Origin of the sequence: Burkholderia sp. BCC1644 (assembly GCF_902833225.1) — a bacterium.
In the GTDB taxonomy this organism is placed as follows: domain Bacteria; phylum Pseudomonadota; class Gammaproteobacteria; order Burkholderiales; family Burkholderiaceae; genus Burkholderia.
The window spans coordinates 85,543-101,783 of record NZ_CADFEI010000023.1; the positions used below are offsets into that span (position 1 = coordinate 85,543).

Consider the following 16,241-nt stretch of genomic DNA (forward strand, 5'->3'; position numbering starts at 1 on the left):
ATTCGGCCGGCTCATAAAAAAACCCGCCGTTGAACGGCGGGTCAAACAGCCTAATCGAAAAACGACAGGCACCCGCTCAGGGAGGAGAAGCGGGGAGCTGCACGCGACGCGTGCCGCTCGATCGCTATCATATACCAACGCTCCCAAAAATCACCTAAGGGTTCCGTAAGGTCCTTACCGCCCTGATTTCTGCCAAATCGCCATGAGCTTCCATCCGCTTCATCGTCCGCGCCGGATGCGCCGCGACGACTTCTCCCGCCGCCTGATGCGCGAAAACCGCCTGACCACCGACGACCTGATCTATCCGGTGTTCGTCGTCGAAGGCACCAACGAGCGGCAGCCGGTGCCGTCGATGCCCGGCGTCGAGCGCGTATCGGTCGATCTGCTGATGCAGGTCGCCGAGCAATGCGTCGAACTCGGCGTGCCCGTGCTGTCGTTGTTCCCGGCCATCGACCCGTCGGTGAAGACGCCCGACGGTCGCGAGGCAGCCAATCCGGAAGGCCTGATTCCGCGCGCGGTGCGCGAGCTGAAGAAGCGCTTCCCCGAGCTCGGCGTGCTGACCGACGTCGCGCTCGACCCGTACACGAGCCACGGCCAGGACGGCGTGCTCGACGAGAACGGCTACGTGATCAACGACGACACGATCGAGATCCTGATCGAGCAGGCGCGCGCGCAGGCCGAAGCCGGCGTTGACATCGTCGCGCCGTCGGACATGATGGACGGCCGCATCGGCGCGATCCGCGAAATGCTGGAAAGCGACGGCCACATCCACACGCGGATCATGGCTTACTCGGCCAAGTTCGCGTCGGCGTTCTACGGCCCGTTCCGCGACGCGGTCGGCTCGGCATCCAACCTGGGCAAGGGCAACAAGATGACCTACCAGATGGATCCGGCGAACAGCGACGAAGCGCTGCGCGAGGTGCGCCTCGACATCGACGAAGGCGCCGACATGGTGATGGTCAAGCCCGGCATGCCGTATCTCGACATCGTGCGCCGCGTGAAGGACGAATTCCGCTTCCCGACCTACGTGTACCAGGTGAGTGGCGAATACGCGATGCTGAAGGCGGCCGCGATGAACGGCTGGCTCGACCACGACAAGGTCGTGCTCGAATCGCTGCTCGCGTTCAAGCGGGCGGGCGCCGACGGCGTACTCACGTACTTCGCGCTCGACGCCGCGCGACTGCTGAAAGCGCAGCGCTGATCGCGCGCCGGCAGGCCCAAGAAAAAACGGCGGGACACCTCGGTGTTCCGCCGTTTTTTGTTTACCGTCGCTCGAAGCCGTTGCCGCGTCGAGCGCCCCGGTTCGCTATACCGTCGGGACAGCGGCGCGATCCAGGCTGCGCAGGAAGGTTTCGGCCGCCTGATAACCGACCACGCGTCCGATCTCGTTACCGCTGCGATCGAAGAAGATGATGCCCGGCGGCCCGAACAGGTTGAAGCGCTTGAGCAGCGCCTGATCGTCCGGGTTGTTCGCGGTGACGTCCGCGCGCACGAGGTGGAGCTGCGCGAGGCGCGCCTGCACACGGGCATCGGTGAACGTCAGATGCTCCATCTCCTTGCAGCTCACGCACCAGTCGGCATAGAAGTCGAGCATCACGGGCTGGCCCGACGTCTTCAGCAGCGTGTCGAGCTCACCGCTGGAGCGCACCGATGCAAACGCCGGACCGTCCTGCGTAGCGGCCGCGCCGGCCGTCGCGGCCCCGCCGGACGCCACCGTGCGCGTCGCCAGCACGGCCAGCGGCTTCACGGGATCCGTCGAGCCGGCAGCCAGGCCGACGAGCAGCGTCGCGGCCCAGATTGCGAGCGCGGCGCCCACGCCGCGGCCCAGGCGGCGCCAGATCGACGCGGCGCCGGCATTCGGCGTGAACAGGCCGAGCGCCGCGGCCGCGATCAGCAGCCACAACGCGGCGAGCACCATCTTCAAGCCGCCCGCCAGCACCGGCCACACGATCCACAGCGCGGCCGCGAGCAGCACGATGCCGAAGAACACCTTCACGCCGTCCATCCATGCGCCTGCGCGCGGCAGCACCGTCCCGGCACCCACGCCGACGACCAGCAGCGGCACGCCGAGCCCCAGCCCCATCGCGAACAGCGCCGCACCGCCGAGCAGTGCATTGCCGGTGTGCGCAATGAAGGCGAGCACCGCGAACAGCGGCGCCGTCATGCATGCGCCGACCACCAGCGCCGACAGCGCGCCCATCGCCGCGACCGCGACGAAGTGGCCGCCCTGGCGCATGCTCGATGCTTCGGCCGCACCGTTCTGCCAGCGTGCGGGCAACACGATGTCCTTGCCCGAGATCAGCGACACCGCGAAGGCGGTCAGCAGCACGCCGAACGCGCCGAGCACCCACGGGTTCTGCAGCCACGCGCCGAGGCTCTGGCCGACCAGCGCCGCGGCGATGCCGAGCACCGTGTAGACGAGTGCCATGCCGACCACGTAAGTCAGCGACAGCGCGAAGCCGCGTGCATGCGTCGCGCGCGTGCCTTGGCCGATGATGATCGCGGACACGATCGGAATCATCGGGTACGAGCAGGGCAGGAGGCTCAGTACGACGCCCGCGACGAAATACAGCGCGACGATCGTGAAGAAGCCGTGCCCTTCGAGCAGCGACTGCGCGAAATCGGCGCTCGTGACCTTGTCGAACCAGCTGCCCGCGGCTGCCGTGTCGCCGCCGGACGACGATGCCGCACCGAGCGCGGCGCCGTCGACCTTCACGACGTGCTCGGCCGGCGGATAGCAGATCCCTTCGTCGGCACACCCCTGCGACGTCACTGCGAGCTCGAACGGCCCGGCCGCCTGCTTCACCGGCACGTGGATGACGACTTCGTCGCGATAGGTCTCGACGTTCTTCTGGAACGTCTGGTCGAACTTGACGTGACCGGCCGGGAATTGCGGTTCGCCGAGCGTCGCCTGTCCGCTCTTCACCGCAAACGCAAACCGCTCGCGGTACATGTAATAGCCGTTGGCGACCTTGAAGCGGACGTCCACCTGTCCCGGCGATTCGCTCGCGCTGAACTTGAACGCGACCGACGGATCGAGGAAATCGTCGGCCGCGCGCGCGACCGACAGGCCGCCCAGCATGACCGCGAACGACAACAGGACTGCAAGGAACCGCAGCGCGCGCACGCGCACGGAAAGCGCCATACCGTTAAACATGAAATAGACGTTGAGTTTCGCTGGTCACCCACTGGCCGTACGCGGCCGATGCCGTCGTTTGCCACGAGACGATTTCGGGCGTCTCGTATGGATGATGCGCGAGAATAAATCGCTCCAGTTCGAGCGCCCGCACGGGGCTCGTCTTGAACAGCAACTGGATCTCGTCGGCCGTTTCGACCTTGCCCTGCCAGTGATAGCGCGACTTGATCGCACCGAGCTCCGACACGCACGCGGCCAGACGCGCGTCGAGCGCGCCGTCGGACAGCGCCGTGGCCGTCGCCGCATCGGGCACCGTCGTCAGCATCAGCACCACTATCATCCGCGCCCTCCTGGCTGGTCTACCGGCTCCGGCCGACGCGAATTGCATATCCTCGGATCACGCCGGCTGCCCGTATCGTAGCGCAGCCCGCGCAATGCTGCCGGCGCCGGCCTGCGACAATCGATCGCAGCCGGCGCCTCAAAAACAAAAAGGGCCAAGCAATCGCTCGGCCCTTTTCAGATACTGCAGCGTACCGGAAGCTTACTCAGCTTCTTGCACGTTTTCCGTTTCGTCGACTTCCGGACGGTCGAGCAGTTCGACCAGTGCCATCGGTGCGTTGTCGCCCACGCGGAAGCCGAACTTCAGCACGCGCAGGTAGCCGCCCGGACGGTTCGCGAAACGCGGACCGAGGACGTCGAACAGCTTCGCGACCGAGTCACGATCGCGCAGGCGGTTGAACGCCAGGCGACGGTTTGCCAGCGACGGCTTCTTGCCGAGCGTGATCAGCGGCTCGACGACTTTACGGAGTTCCTTCGCCTTCGGCAGCGTCGTCTTGATGACTTCGTGCTCGATCAGCGAGTTGGACATGTTACGGAGCATAGCCAGACGGTGGCTGCTCGTGCGGTTCAGTTTCCGCAGACCATGACGATGGCGCATTTCAGTTTCCTTGATTCAAAGTTTTGATCCAGCTCTTCTATCGCACCTCGAGGGTGCACGGGCCGGTAGCGAAAAAAGCAAGATGCGGATTTTAAAGGAAAATCCGCATCTTTGCCAACTACAGCAACAGCAGCGCTACAAGCGGGCTTACTTGTCGAGACCAGCCGGCGGCCAGTTTTCGAGCTTCATGCCCAGCGTGAGACCGCGCGAAGCGAGCACTTCCTTGATCTCGTTGAGCGACTTGCGACCGAGGTTCGGCGTCTTCAGCAGCTCGTTTTCCGTGCGCTGGATCAGGTCGCCGATGTAGTAGATGTTCTCGGCCTTCAGGCAGTTCGCCGAACGAACCGTCAGCTCGAGATCGTCCACCGGACGCAGCAGGATCGGGTCGATCTGCGGAGCGCGCGACGGCGCTTCGGCTGCCGTTTCCGTGCCTTCCAGCGCCGCGAACACGGACAGCTGGTCGACCAGGATGCGAGCCGATTGACGGATCGCTTCTTCCGGCGTGATCACACCGCTCGTTTCGATGTTCATCACGAGCTTGTCGAGGTCGGTACGCTGCTCGACACGTGCGCTTTCGACAGCGTAGCTCACGCGGCGGACCGGCGAGAACGATGCGTCGAGGACGATGCGGCCGATGATCTTGGCCGTGTCTTCGCCGTAGCGACGGACGTTGCCGGGCACATAGCCGCGACCCTTTTCGATCTTGATCTGAACGTCGAGCTTGCCGCCCTTCGACAGGTGCGCAATCACGTGATTCGGGTTGATGACTTCGCAGTCGTGAGCCAGCTCGATATCGCCGGCCGTGACAACGCCTTCACCTTCCTTGCGCAGCGTAACCGTCACTTCGTCACGGTTATGCAGCTTGAACACCACGCCCTTCAGGTTCAGCAGCAGGTTGACGACGTCTTCCTGCACGCCATCCAGCGTCGAGTACTCGTGCACCACGCCTGCGATCGTGACTTCGGTCGGCGCGTAGCCAACCATCGACGACAGCAGCACGCGGCGAAGCGCATTGCCCAAGGTATGGCCGTAACCGCGTTCGAACGGTTCCATGACCACCCTCGCGTGGTTCTCGCCAAGCGATTCCACGGCGATGATCTTGGGTTTCAGCAAACTGGTTTGCATGGGCTTTCCTTTTCAATACCCTCGGCTCGTTACACCGATAAGGCTGACCGGTAACAACCAGAAAATAAACAGCCGAGGCCCCTCCTTGCGCAACGCAATCGGGGTACCTCGGCCGTCAATCGGATTAACGCGAATACAATTCGACGATCAGGCTTTCGTTGATGTCGCCTGCGATCTCGACGCGTTCCGGCATTTGCTTGAACGTGCCTTCGAACTTCTTCGCATCGACTGCAACCCAGCTGGGCATGCCGCCTTGTTCGGCCAGCGACAGCGCTTCGACGATACGCGCTTGCTTCTTCGCCTTTTCGCGGATCGCGACGACGTCACCTGCCTTCACTTGCTGCGACGGGACGTTTGCGACGACGCCGTTCACGGTGATCGACTTGTGGCTCACCAGCTGACGCGCTTCAGCGCGGGTCGAGCCGAAGCCCATGCGATACACGACGTTGTCGAGGCGCGACTCGAGCAGTTGCAGCAGGTTTTCACCCGTGTTGCCCTTGCGGCGATCGGCTTCGGCGAAGTAGCGGCGGAACTGACGCTCCAGCACGCCGTAGATGCGCTTGACCTTCTGCTTTTCACGCAGCTGCGTACCGTAGTCGGACGTACGTGCGCCCGAGGTACGGCCGTGCTGACCCGGCTTGCTGTCGAGCTTGCACTTGTCGGCGAGCGAGCGGCGTGCGCTCTTCAGGAACAGGTCGGTGCCTTCACGGCGGGACAGCTTGGCTTTGGGGCCGATATAACGTGCCACTTTGCATTCCTTTATCAATCAGTCACGCGGATCGAAATCCGCGCTAGTCCGCTCCCTTTGGGGCGAACGGTGGGCTTAGTCAATCAAAAAAGCAACGCCCGTCGACGCTGAGCGGCGACAGGCAATGCGCTAGCACGAACGTGCCAGCACATCCTTAGATACGACGACGCTTCGGCGGGCGGCAGCCGTTGTGCGGAATCGGGGTGACGTCCGAAATCGCGGTGATCTTGATGCCGAGGCCGTGCAGTGCGCGCACTGCCGACTCACGACCCGGGCCCGGGCCCTTGATCCGCACTTCCAGATTCTTTACACCGTATTCCATCGCGACGCGGCCAGCCGACTCGGCTGCGACCTGAGCAGCGAACGGCGTCGATTTGCGCGAGCCCTTGAAGCCCTGACCGCCCGACGTCGCCCATGCCAGAGCGTTGCCTTGGCGATCGGTGATCGTGATGATCGTGTTGTTGAACGACGCGTGAACGTGAACCACGCCTTCAGCGACGTTCTTCTTAACCTTTTTGCGAACGCGTTGCGCCGCGGTATTCGAAGCCTTAGCCATTACGTTTTCCTGTAACTGTCAGTTCCGCTTACTTCTTCAGCGCTTGCGCTGCACGACGCGGACCCTTACGGGTACGTGCGTTCGTACGCGTACGCTGACCGCGCATCGGCAGGCCCTTGCGATGACGGACGCCACGGTAGCAACCGAGGTCCATCAGGCGCTTGATGTTCATCGTCACTTCACGGCGCAGATCGCCTTCGACGACAAACTTGCCCACTTCTTCACGCAGCTTTTCCAGGTCTGCGTCGGTCAGATCCTTGACCTTCTTCGAAAAATCGACGCCAGCTGCCACGCAGATGCTGCGCGAACGGGTGCGGCCGACACCAAAGATAGCCGTCAGGCCAATCTCGGTGTGCTGGTGATTCGGGATGTTAACCCCTGCGATACGAGCCATTGTTTTTCCTCAAACAAAAAGCGCAAACAAACGCGCGGTCAGCCTTGGCGCTGCTTGTGGCGCGGATCCGAGCTGCAGATCACGCGAACGACGCCTTTGCGCTTGATGATCTTGCAATTGCGGCAAATGCGCTTAACCGATGCCATCACTTTCATGATAATACCCTTTTTTCAAATCACTTCGCCCGGAACACGATCCGCGCACGAGACAGATCGTAAGGCGTCAACTCAACCGTCACCTTGTCGCCCGGCAGGATGCGGATGTAGTGCATCCGCATCTTTCCGGAAATATGTCCCAAAACGACATGGCCGTTTTCCAGCTTCACACGGAAGGTCGCATTCGGGAGGTTTTCAATCACCTCGCCCTGCATCTGGATTACATCGTCTTTGGCCATAGTCCTTAACGCATCGGGATGTTACCGCCCTTGAAGTTCGCCTTCTTGAGCAGTGACTCATACTGTTGCGACATAACGTACGACTGCACCTGCGCCATAAAGTCCATCGTGACGACGACAATGATCAGCAGCGACGTTCCACCAAAATAAAACGGCACGTTCCAGCGCAGCACCAGAAATTCCGGCAGCAGACACACGAAGACGATGTAGATCGCACCGGCCAGCGTCAGACGCGTGAGGATGCGGTCGATATATCGTGCGGTCTGATCGCCCGGACGGATGCCCGGAACAAACGCGCCGCTCTTCTTCAGGTTGTCCGCGGTTTCCCTGCTGTTGAACACCAGTGCGGTGTAGAAGAAGCAGAAAAACACGATTGCCAGCGTGTACAGCAGCACATAGACCGGCTGGCCCGGCTTCAGCGCTTCCGCTACGTTATGCAACGTATTGGAAATCCAGCTTCCCGTCGGCTGACCGGTACTGAACCAGCCGAGAATCGTTGCCGGGAACAGAATGATCGACGATGCGAAGATCGGCGGAATCACGCCCGACATGTTCAGCTTCAGCGGCAGATGCGACGACTGCCCACCGTAGATCTTGTTGCCGACCTGGCGTTTCGCGTAGTTCACGAGGATCTTGCGCTGACCGCGTTCGATGAACACGACCAGGTAAGTCACCGCGGCAATCAGGACGACGATGATGATCGCCGAAATGATGCTCATCGAACCCGTACGCACCAGCTCGAACAACCCACCCACGGCATTCGGGAACCCTGCTGCGATCCCGCCGAAGATGATGATCGAGATACCGTTGCCCAGACCACGCTCGGTAATCTGCTCGCCGAGCCACATCAGGAACATCGTACCGGTAACCAGCGTCACGACCGTCGTCAGACGGAACAGCATGCCGGGATCGGTGACGAGGCCCGGCTGGTTTTCCAGCGCAGCCGCGATACCGAACGCCTGGAAGGTCGCGAGCACCACGGTGAAATACCGCGTGTACTGCGTGATCTTCCGTTGCCCTGCCTGCCCTTCCTTCTTCAGCGCCTCGAGCTGCGGCGATACGATCGCCAGCAACTGCATGATGATCGACGCCGAGATGTACGGCATGATCCCCAGCGCAAAGATCGTGAAGCGGGAAAGCGCGCCACCCGAGAACATGTTGAACATGCCCAGGATGCCGCCCGCCTGGCTCTGGAACAGCTTAGCCAGTTGATCCGGATCGATGCCCGGCACGGGAATGTGCGCGCCGATGCGATAGACGATCAGCGCCAGGAGCAGGAACATCGCTCGCCGACGCAGATCGCCGAATTTCGCCGTGCTTCGACCGGGTTTTGCAAGACTCGGGCTGTTAGCCAAGTACCTTCTCCGATGAATGCAAGTGACGACGCGCTACGCGTGTCACTCGGCGAACGAACCGCCAGCCGCTTCGATCGCAGCGCGCGCACCCTTGGTGGCACCGAGACCCTTCACGACGATCTTGCGCTTGAGTTCGCCCGTCGCGATGATCTTTGCGCTCTTCGTCAGCTCGCCGACCAGGCCGGCTTGCTTCAGTGCGAGCAGATCGATCTCGTCGACCGGCAGCTTCTCGAGGTCGCCCAGGCGCACTTCACCGACGAATTCCTTCGTCAGCGACGTGAAGCCGCGCTTCGGCAGACGACGTTGCAGCGGCATCTGACCGCCTTCGAAACCGACTTTGTGGAAGCCGCCCGAACGCGATTTCTGACCCTTGTGACCACGGCCAGCCGTCTTGCCGAGGCCCGAACCGATGCCACGACCGACGCGACGCTTGGCGTGCTTGGCACCAGCGGCCGGCTTCAGGTTATTCAATTCCATATCAACTCCTTGATCCGTAGGGCCGCTTACGCGATGACCTTAACGAGGTACGAGACCTTGTTGATCATGCCGCGGACCGCCGGCGTGTCCTGGAGCTCGCTGACCGAGTTGAGTCGGCGCAGGCCCAGGCCACGCACGGTCGCGCGGTGCGATTCGCGGGTCCCGATCAGGCTCTTAACGAGCTGAACCTTGACAGTTTTTTCAGACATGGTGACCACCCGGGCTTAGCCCAAAATATCTTCGACGGACTTGCCGCGCTTCGCCGCGATGTCTGCCGGGGTCGACTGCTTGCGCAGGCCGTCCAGCGTGGCGCGAACGAGGTTGTACGGGTTCGTCGAACCGTGGCTCTTCGCCACGACGTTCTGAACGCCCATCACGTCGAACACTGCGCGCATCGGGCCGCCGGCGATCACGCCCGTACCTGCCTTCGCCGGAGCGAGGAGGACAGCGGATGCGCCGTGCTTGCCGTGCACTTCGTGCTGCAGCGTGCCGTTCTTGAGCGGCACCTTGAACATGTTGCGGCGAGCTTGTTCCATTGCCTTCTGGACAGCGACCGGCACTTCCTTCGCCTTGCCCTTGCCCATACCGATGCGGCCATCACCGTCGCCAACCACGGTCAGTGCGGCGAAGCCGAGAATACGGCCACCCTTCACGACCTTGGTCACGCGATTGACCGAAATCATCTTTTCACGAAGGCCGTCGTCGCGCTCGTCAGCCTGAACTTTCGCTTGCATCTTTGCCATGACGAATTCCTTCCTTAGAACTTGAGCCCAGCTTCGCGAGCTGCCTCAGCCAGCGCCTTGACGCGGCCATGGTAGCGGAAGCCCGAGCGGTCGAAGGCGACGGATTCGATGCCGGCGGCCTTTGCCTTCTCGGCAATACGCTTGCCGATCAGCGTCGCAGCATTAACGTTGCCGCCCTTGCCCGACTTGTCGGCGAGCTCGGCGCGCACTTCAGCTTCGAGCGTCGACGCGCTGGCGAGCACCTTGGTGCCGCAGGGCGAGAACACTTGAGCGTAGATGTGCGTGTTCGTGCGATGCACGGCGAGACGCGCGACCTGCAGCTCAGCGATCTTGATACGCGTCTGGCGAGCGCGGCGCAGGCGAGATTGAGTCTTATCCATGATTGCGCACCCTTACTTCTTCTTCGTTTCTTTGAGGATCACAACCTCGTCGGAATAACGCACGCCCTTGCCCTTGTAGGGCTCCGGCGGACGGTAACCGCGGACTTCCGCAGCCACTTGACCGACTTGTTGCTTGTTGATCCCCTTGATCACGATTTCGGTTTGCGTCGGGGTTTCAGCCTTGACGCCTTCCGGCATCTGGTGCACCACCGGGTGCGAGAAACCCAGCGACAGGTTCAGCTTGTCGCCTTGCGCTTGCGCACGGTAACCGACGCCAACCAGCGTCAGCTTGCGCTCGAAACCCTTGGTCACGCCGTGCACGGCATTCGCGATAATCGCGCGCATCGTGCCCGACAGTGCATTTGCTTCGCGGCTTTCGTCGACCGGCGCCAGATTCAGCGTGCCGTCGTTGTTCGCCACGTTCACGAGCGGATTGATCGCTTGCGTGATGGTGCCCAGCGGGCCCTTGACGGTGATAGCACCGTCGGCCAGCTTGACTTCCGCGCCTTGCAGCGCGATCGGGCTCTTACCTACTCGAGACATGTTTCTCTCTCCTCGGCTTTAAGCGACGTAGCAGATGACTTCGCCGCCGACGCCGGTAGCGCGCGCCTTGCGATCAGTCATCACGCCCTTCGGCGTCGACACGATAGCCACGCCGAGGCCGTTCATGACCTGCGGAATGTCGTTACGGCCGCGGTACACGCGCAGACCAGGCTTCGAAACGCGCTCGAGGCGTTCGATGACCGGGCGACCTGCGTAGTACTTCAGCGCGATATTCAGTTCGGACTTCGCACCTTCCGCCTTCACGGCGAAATCGTCGATATAACCTTCGTCCTTGAGGACTTGCGCGATTGCAACCTTGACCTTCGACGAGGGCATCGCAACCGATACCTTCTCGACCATCTGCGCGTTGCGGATGCGAGTCAGCATATCGGCGATAGGATCACTCATGCTCATTTACGTTTCTCCTATTACCAGCTCGCCTTGGTCAGGCCAGGAATCTCGCCACGGAATGCGATTTCACGAATCTTGTTACGCGCGAGGCCGAATTTACGGAACGTGCCACGCGGACGGCCCGTGATCGCGCAGCGGTTACGCTGGCGGGTCGGGTTCGCGTTGCGGGGCAGTTGCTGCAGCTCAAGGCGTGCTTCGTAGCGCTCTTCTTCCGACTTGCTTTGGTCTTCGACGATCGCCTTCAGCGCATCGCGCTTTGCTGCGAACTTCGCGACCAGGCGGGCGCGCTTCTTTTCACGTTCGATCAGTGCCAGTTTAGCCACGGTAACCTCAGTTTCTGAACGGGAACTTGAAGCTGGCGAGCAGAGCCTTTGCTTCGTCGTCGGTCTTCGCAGTCGTCGTGATGCTGATGTTCAGCCCACGCAGTGCGTCGATCTTGTCGTAGTCGATTTCGGGGAAAATGATCTGCTCTTTCACACCGATGTTGTAGTTGCCACGGCCATCGAAAGCACGACCCGACACGCCGCGGAAATCTCGCACGCGGGGCAGGGCAACCGTTACGAAACGGTCGAGGAATTCGTACATCGCTTGACCACGCAGCGTCACCATCGCGCCGATCGGGTAACCCTGGCGGATCTTGAAGCCTGCGATTGCCTTGCGAGCCTTCGTGACGACCGGCTTCTGGCCGGCGATCTTCGTGAGGTCGCCAACGGCGTTCTCGATGATCTTCTTGTCAGCGATCGCTTCGCCAAGACCCATGTTCAGCGTGATCTTGGTGATGCGCGGCACTTCCATGACCGACTTGTAACCGAACTTCTCGATCAGGCCGGGCACAACCTTTTCTTTGTAAAACTCTTGAAAACGAGCCATTTTTTACTCCGCTGCGTCAGGCGCTCAGTACGGCACCGGTCGTCTTCAGGAAGCGAACCTTCTTGCCTTCCTCGACCTTGATGCCAACACGCGACGCCTTGCCATTCGCGTCGACCAGTGCGACGTTCGAAATATGCAGGGGCATCGTCTTCGCTTCCACGCCACCCGTCGTACCCTTCATCGGGTTCGGCTTCACATGCTTCTTGACGAGGTTGATACCTTCAACCGTCACATGTTCAGCACCGACAGCCAGCACGACGCCGCGCTTGCCCTTGTCCTTGCCAGTGACGACGATGACTTCGTCACCCTTGCGAATCTTGTTCATCGCGACTCCTTACAGCACTTCCGGCGCCAGCGAAACGATCTTCATGAATCGTTCGCTACGCAGCTCACGCGTCACCGGCCCGAAGATACGGGTGCCGATCGGCTCGAGCTTGTTATTCAAAAGCACAGCGGCGTTGCCGTCGAACTTGATCAGCGAGCCGTCTTGACGGCGCACGCCCTTGGCGGTGCGGACCACCACGGCGTTGTAAATTTCGCCTTTCTTCACGCGCCCGCGCGGCGTTGCCTCTTTGACGGTCACCTTGATGATGTCGCCAATGCCGGCATAACGACGCTTCGAGCCGCCGAGCACCTTGATGCACATGACTTCACGTGCACCCGTGTTGTCGGCTACTTCGAGCCGAGATTCGGTCTGGATCATGGTTTGTCTTTCCCAACTTAATCCGGATGCACCACCATGATGCATTCGGTCAGTCTTGGTCCCGTCAGCCAATCGGCTGCTTGGGTTGGAACAGCAGCGACGGCAAACGAAACCCGCCATCGCAATTCGGTGAATCTTTCGGACAGGCAGGCGCCAGTCCGCTTCCCCCACCAACTTCGCCCGCGACGGGGCTCCCATAAAGAGGGAAGACCAGGATTATAACAAATAATCCTGGTCACGCAAGCAAAAACTTTGCGATTTCAAGCACTTCGTGGAGAAGTGCCTGTTACTGCCTACTGCGCTGCCCGCTTAGATGACGCGAGCGGCTTCGACGAGGCGCGACACCGTCCAGGCCTTCGTCTTCGAAACAGGACGAGTTTCCTGGATTTCGACGAGATCGCCTTCGTTGCAGGTGTTCGCTTCATCATGCGCGTGGTACTTCTTCGAGCGCACGACATACTTGCCGTAGATCGGATGCTTGACGCGGTGCTCGATCAGCACGGTGACGGTCTTGTCCATCTTGTTGCTGACGACCCGACCGACCAGCGTCCGCTTCAGCGAGGTTTTCACGCTATCGTTCATTTCTGGTTCGCCTTCTGAGTCATGACGGTCCGCACACGTGCGATGTCGCGACGAACCTTCTTCAGCTGGCTCGTGTTCGTGAGCTGCTGGGTCGCGAGTTGCATGCGCAGGCCGAATTGCGCCTTCAGCAGGTCCGCCAGCTCCTTGTTGAGCGCGGCCTGGTCTTTCTGGAGAAGTTCGGAAGCCTTCATGTTTTCTCCTTAGGCGCCGAGCTGGCGCACGATGAATGCCGTCTTCAGCGGCAGCTTGGCTGCAGCCAGACGGAACGCTTCGCGTGCCAGTTCTTCGGTTACGCCGTCCATTTCATAGAGCATCTTGCCCGGCTGAATCTCGGCGACGTAGTACTCCGGGTTACCCTTACCGTTACCCATACGCACTTCCGCCGGCTTCTGCGAAATCGGCTTGTCCGGGAAGATCCGGATCCAGATGCGGCCGCCACGCTTGATGTGACGCGTCATTGCACGACGCGCCGCTTCAATCTGGCGTGCGGTCAAACGACCGCGACCGATAGCCTTCAGGCCGAAGTCACCGAACGACACTGCGTTGCCGCGCGTCGCCTTGCCGGTGTTACGACCCTTCTGCTCTTTACGATACTTTCTGCGTTTCGGTTGCAGCATCGTTATTCTCCAGTCTTGCCGTCTTCGGGCTTGCCGGCGCCACGGCGCGGTGCGCCACGGCGAGCACCCGGAGCGCCGCCTTCGCCATCACGGCGCGGACGACGGTCGCCCGGACGCGCATTGCGACGCGGACGCTTGTCTTCGGCTACTTCTTCCACCACCGGTGCGTCGTTGCGGCCGAGCGTATCGCCCTTGTAGACCCACACCTTGACGCCGATGATCCCGTAAGTCGTCTTCGCTTCCGAAGTCGCGTAGTCGATATCAGCACGCAGCGTGTGAAGCGGCACGCGACCTTCGCGATACCACTCCGTACGAGCGATTTCGATACCGTTCAGACGGCCCGCGCTCATGATCTTGATGCCTTGAGCACCCAGACGCATCGCGTTCTGCATCGCACGCTTCATCGCGCGACGGAACATGATCCGGCGCTCGAGCTGTTGCGTGATCGAGTCAGCGATCAGCTGAGCATCGGTTTCCGGCTTGCGGATTTCTTCGATGTTGACGTGAACCGGAACGCCCATGCGGCGTTGCAGTTCCGTCTTCAGCTGCTCGATATCCTCGCCCTTCTTGCCGATGACAACACCCGGACGCGAGCTGTAAATCGTGATGCGCGCGTTCTTCGCCGGACGCTCGATGACGACCCGACCGACCGAAGCGTTCTTCAGCTTCTTCTTCAGGTATTCACGAACACCGATGTCTTCCTGCAGCATCGCCGCGAAATTGTTGTTGTTCGCGTACCAACGCGAAGCCCAATTACGGCTGACAGCCAGGCGGAAGCCAGTCGGATGAATTTTCTGTCCCATCGTATGGCTCCTTAATTCCCGACCGTCACAGTGATGTGACAGGATTGCTTCTCGATGCGGTTACCGCGGCCCTTGGCGCGCGCGGTGAAACGCTTGAGCGATGCAGCCTTGTCGACGTAGATGCTCTTGATCTTGAGCTCGTCGATATCGGCGCCTTCGTTGTGCTCCGCATTCGCGATTGCCGACAGCACAACCTTCTTCACGATGCCAGCCGCCTTCTTCGGCGAGAACGTCAGAACGTTCAGCGCCTTGTCGACCGGCAAACCGCGGATCTGGTCAGCCACAAGGCGCGTTTTTTGCGCCGAGATGCGGGCACCGCGATGAATTGCTTTCACTTCCATCTTGATTGCCCCTTATTTCTTGGCCTTCTTGTCGGCTGCGTGACCCTTGAACGTACGGGTCAGTGCGAACTCGCCAAGCTTGTGGCCGACCATGTTTTCCGAGATGTACACCGGAACGTGTTGACGGCCGTTGTGAACAGCGATCGTCAGGCCGATGAAATCCGGCAGAATCGTCGAGCGACGCGACCAGGTCTTGATCGGCTTTTTGTCGCGCGAAGCTGCAGCCGCCTCAACTTTCTTCAGCAAATGGGCGTCGCAGAACGGACCTTTTTTAACAGAACGTGCCATTGCCTACTCCTTAACGCTTGTGACGGCGCTGGACGATCATCGTCGTCGTGCGCTTGTTGCTACGGGTGCGATAACCCTTAGCCGGCGTACCCCACGGGCTAACCGGATCGCGACCTGCAGCCGTCTTGCCCTCACCACCACCGTGCGGGTGATCGACCGGGTTCATCGCAACGCCACGCACCGTCGGGCGGATACCGCGCCAGCGGTTCGCGCCAGCCTTGCCGATCTGGCGCAGGCTATGCTCTTCGTTACCGACTTCACCGATCGTTGCACGGCACTCGATGTGCACGCGGCGGATTTCGCCCGAACGCAGACGAACCTGCGCGTAGACGCCTTCACGTGCCAGCAGCATGGCCGACGTGCCAGCCGAACGCGCCATTTGCGCGCCCTTGCCCGGCAGCATCTCGATGCAGTGGATCGTCGTACCGACCGGAATGTTGCGGATCGGCAGCGTGTTGCCTGCACGGATCGGCGCTTCCGAACCCGACATCAGCTGTTGGCCGACCGTCAGGCCCTTCGGGGCGATGATGTAGCGACGCTCGCCGTCTGCGTAGAGCACCAGCGCGATGTTCGCGCTACGGTTCGGGTCGTACTCGAGACGCTCGACCTTTGCCGGGATGCCATCCTTCGTGCGACGGAAATCGACGATACGATAGTGCTGCTTGTGACCACCACCCTTGTGACGCGTGGTGATACGACCGTTGTTGTTACGGCCGGCGGTCGAGCTCTGCGAGTCGAGCAGTGCCGCGAACGGCTTGCCCTGGTGCAGGTTCTTGTTGACCACCTTGACCATCGCGCGGCGACCCGGCGATGTCGGCTTAACTTTAACGATTGCCAT

Annotated in this window: 28 protein-coding genes; 1 reads left to right on the forward strand and 27 read right to left on the reverse strand. The window is 61.2% G+C overall.

The features are described 5' to 3' along the window. Positions 1–202: 202 nt before the first annotated feature. Positions 203–1,201, forward strand: a complete 999-nt coding sequence (gene hemB / locus HWX87_RS33035) for a porphobilinogen synthase (protein ID WP_176051121.1) — start codon at positions 203–205, stop codon at positions 1,199–1,201. 105 nt (positions 1,202–1,306) lie between these two features. Here the strand turns inward: hemB and dsbD are convergent, their stop codons facing one another. The 27 genes from dsbD to rplB form a co-directional block, all read right to left on the reverse strand. After that, entirely contained in the window at positions 1,307–3,157 is a 1,851-nt protein-coding gene (gene dsbD / locus HWX87_RS33040; protein ID WP_176051122.1) for a protein-disulfide reductase DsbD, read from the reverse strand. Continuing rightward, entirely contained in the window at positions 3,150–3,476 is a 327-nt protein-coding gene (gene cutA / locus HWX87_RS33045; protein ID WP_176051123.1) for a divalent-cation tolerance protein CutA, read from the reverse strand. The genes dsbD and cutA overlap by 8 nt, the downstream gene beginning before the upstream one ends. A gap of 201 nt (positions 3,477–3,677) precedes the next feature. Continuing rightward, positions 3,678–4,073 carry a 50S ribosomal protein L17 gene (rplQ, locus tag HWX87_RS33050; protein ID WP_006477175.1) on the reverse strand — a complete coding sequence of 132 codons (396 nt, stop codon included), beginning with the start codon at positions 4,071–4,073 and terminating at the stop codon, positions 3,678–3,680. A gap of 147 nt (positions 4,074–4,220) precedes the next feature. After that, positions 4,221–5,198 carry a DNA-directed RNA polymerase subunit alpha gene (gene rpoA / locus HWX87_RS33055; RefSeq protein WP_006477176.1) on the reverse strand — a complete coding sequence of 326 codons (978 nt, stop codon included), beginning with the start codon at positions 5,196–5,198 and terminating at the stop codon, positions 4,221–4,223. Positions 5,199–5,322: 124 nt separating this feature from the next. After that, positions 5,323–5,946, reverse strand: coding sequence for a 30S ribosomal protein S4 (gene rpsD, locus HWX87_RS33060; protein WP_047899585.1), 624 nt, complete (start codon positions 5,944–5,946; stop codon positions 5,323–5,325). A gap of 154 nt (positions 5,947–6,100) precedes the next feature. Further along, a complete protein-coding gene (rpsK, locus tag HWX87_RS33065) occupies positions 6,101–6,502 on the reverse strand; it encodes a 30S ribosomal protein S11 (protein WP_004197937.1) in 402 nt (133 codons plus the stop codon). A gap of 28 nt (positions 6,503–6,530) precedes the next feature. Further along, positions 6,531–6,896: a 30S ribosomal protein S13 gene (gene rpsM / locus HWX87_RS33070; protein ID WP_006477178.1), complete on the reverse strand. Its 366-nt coding sequence runs from the start codon at positions 6,894–6,896 to the stop codon at positions 6,531–6,533. Between the two features lie 38 nt (positions 6,897–6,934). After that, on the reverse strand, positions 6,935–7,051 hold the full coding sequence (gene rpmJ, locus HWX87_RS33075; RefSeq protein ID WP_004199844.1) for a 50S ribosomal protein L36: 117 nt from the start codon (positions 7,049–7,051) through the stop codon (positions 6,935–6,937). A gap of 20 nt (positions 7,052–7,071) precedes the next feature. Further along, complete coding sequence (gene infA, locus HWX87_RS33080; protein WP_004521905.1) at positions 7,072–7,290, reverse strand: translation initiation factor IF-1; 219 nt, start codon at positions 7,288–7,290, stop codon at positions 7,072–7,074. 5 nt (positions 7,291–7,295) lie between these two features. Beyond that, entirely contained in the window at positions 7,296–8,645 is a 1,350-nt protein-coding gene (gene secY, locus HWX87_RS33085; protein WP_006482915.1) for a preprotein translocase subunit SecY, read from the reverse strand. Between the two features lie 42 nt (positions 8,646–8,687). Continuing rightward, positions 8,688–9,122: a 50S ribosomal protein L15 gene (gene rplO, locus HWX87_RS33090; protein WP_006482880.1), complete on the reverse strand. Its 435-nt coding sequence runs from the start codon at positions 9,120–9,122 to the stop codon at positions 8,688–8,690. A gap of 26 nt (positions 9,123–9,148) precedes the next feature. Beyond that, positions 9,149–9,331: a 50S ribosomal protein L30 gene (gene rpmD, locus HWX87_RS33095; protein ID WP_006400644.1), complete on the reverse strand. Its 183-nt coding sequence runs from the start codon at positions 9,329–9,331 to the stop codon at positions 9,149–9,151. Positions 9,332–9,346: 15 nt separating this feature from the next. Further along, positions 9,347–9,865 carry a 30S ribosomal protein S5 gene (gene rpsE, locus HWX87_RS33100; RefSeq protein ID WP_006752931.1) on the reverse strand — a complete coding sequence of 173 codons (519 nt, stop codon included), beginning with the start codon at positions 9,863–9,865 and terminating at the stop codon, positions 9,347–9,349. A gap of 14 nt (positions 9,866–9,879) precedes the next feature. Further along, the gene (gene rplR, locus HWX87_RS33105; protein ID WP_006477183.1) at positions 9,880–10,245 is read right to left on the reverse strand and encodes a 50S ribosomal protein L18; all 366 of its coding nucleotides are present in this window, start codon (positions 10,243–10,245) and stop codon (positions 9,880–9,882) included. 12 nt (positions 10,246–10,257) lie between these two features. Beyond that, entirely contained in the window at positions 10,258–10,788 is a 531-nt protein-coding gene (gene rplF / locus HWX87_RS33110; protein WP_011350678.1) for a 50S ribosomal protein L6, read from the reverse strand. 18 nt (positions 10,789–10,806) lie between these two features. Then, positions 10,807–11,202 (reverse strand): 30S ribosomal protein S8, encoded by a 396-nt coding sequence (gene rpsH, locus HWX87_RS33115; protein WP_006477185.1) that lies wholly within the window; start codon positions 11,200–11,202, stop codon positions 10,807–10,809. A 14-nt stretch (positions 11,203–11,216) separates the two neighbouring features. Further along, positions 11,217–11,522 carry a 30S ribosomal protein S14 gene (rpsN, locus tag HWX87_RS33120; protein WP_011350676.1) on the reverse strand — a complete coding sequence of 102 codons (306 nt, stop codon included), beginning with the start codon at positions 11,520–11,522 and terminating at the stop codon, positions 11,217–11,219. Between the two features lie 7 nt (positions 11,523–11,529). Next, a complete protein-coding gene (gene rplE / locus HWX87_RS33125; protein ID WP_006477186.1) occupies positions 11,530–12,069 on the reverse strand; it encodes a 50S ribosomal protein L5 in 540 nt (179 codons plus the stop codon). Between the two features lie 16 nt (positions 12,070–12,085). Then, complete coding sequence (gene rplX, locus HWX87_RS33130) at positions 12,086–12,394, reverse strand: 50S ribosomal protein L24 (protein ID WP_006477187.1); 309 nt, start codon at positions 12,392–12,394, stop codon at positions 12,086–12,088. A gap of 9 nt (positions 12,395–12,403) precedes the next feature. Beyond that, a complete protein-coding gene (gene rplN / locus HWX87_RS33135; protein ID WP_006752929.1) occupies positions 12,404–12,772 on the reverse strand; it encodes a 50S ribosomal protein L14 in 369 nt (122 codons plus the stop codon). A 309-nt stretch (positions 12,773–13,081) separates the two neighbouring features. After that, complete coding sequence (rpsQ, locus tag HWX87_RS33140) at positions 13,082–13,354, reverse strand: 30S ribosomal protein S17 (protein WP_006752928.1); 273 nt, start codon at positions 13,352–13,354, stop codon at positions 13,082–13,084. After that, a complete protein-coding gene (gene rpmC / locus HWX87_RS33145) occupies positions 13,351–13,545 on the reverse strand; it encodes a 50S ribosomal protein L29 (RefSeq protein WP_006400652.1) in 195 nt (64 codons plus the stop codon). The genes rpsQ and rpmC overlap by 4 nt, the downstream gene beginning before the upstream one ends. A gap of 9 nt (positions 13,546–13,554) precedes the next feature. Beyond that, the gene (gene rplP, locus HWX87_RS33150) at positions 13,555–13,971 is read right to left on the reverse strand and encodes a 50S ribosomal protein L16 (protein ID WP_006752927.1); all 417 of its coding nucleotides are present in this window, start codon (positions 13,969–13,971) and stop codon (positions 13,555–13,557) included. A 2-nt stretch (positions 13,972–13,973) separates the two neighbouring features. After that, positions 13,974–14,774, reverse strand: coding sequence for a 30S ribosomal protein S3 (gene rpsC / locus HWX87_RS33155; RefSeq protein ID WP_006482899.1), 801 nt, complete (start codon positions 14,772–14,774; stop codon positions 13,974–13,976). An 11-nt stretch (positions 14,775–14,785) separates the two neighbouring features. Continuing rightward, positions 14,786–15,115 (reverse strand): 50S ribosomal protein L22, encoded by a 330-nt coding sequence (gene rplV, locus HWX87_RS33160; RefSeq protein ID WP_004199272.1) that lies wholly within the window; start codon positions 15,113–15,115, stop codon positions 14,786–14,788. Positions 15,116–15,127: 12 nt separating this feature from the next. Then, entirely contained in the window at positions 15,128–15,403 is a 276-nt protein-coding gene (rpsS, locus tag HWX87_RS33165) for a 30S ribosomal protein S19 (protein WP_004199273.1), read from the reverse strand. A 10-nt stretch (positions 15,404–15,413) separates the two neighbouring features. Then, the gene (gene rplB / locus HWX87_RS33170; RefSeq protein ID WP_006482900.1) at positions 15,414–16,241 is read right to left on the reverse strand and encodes a 50S ribosomal protein L2; all 828 of its coding nucleotides are present in this window, start codon (positions 16,239–16,241) and stop codon (positions 15,414–15,416) included.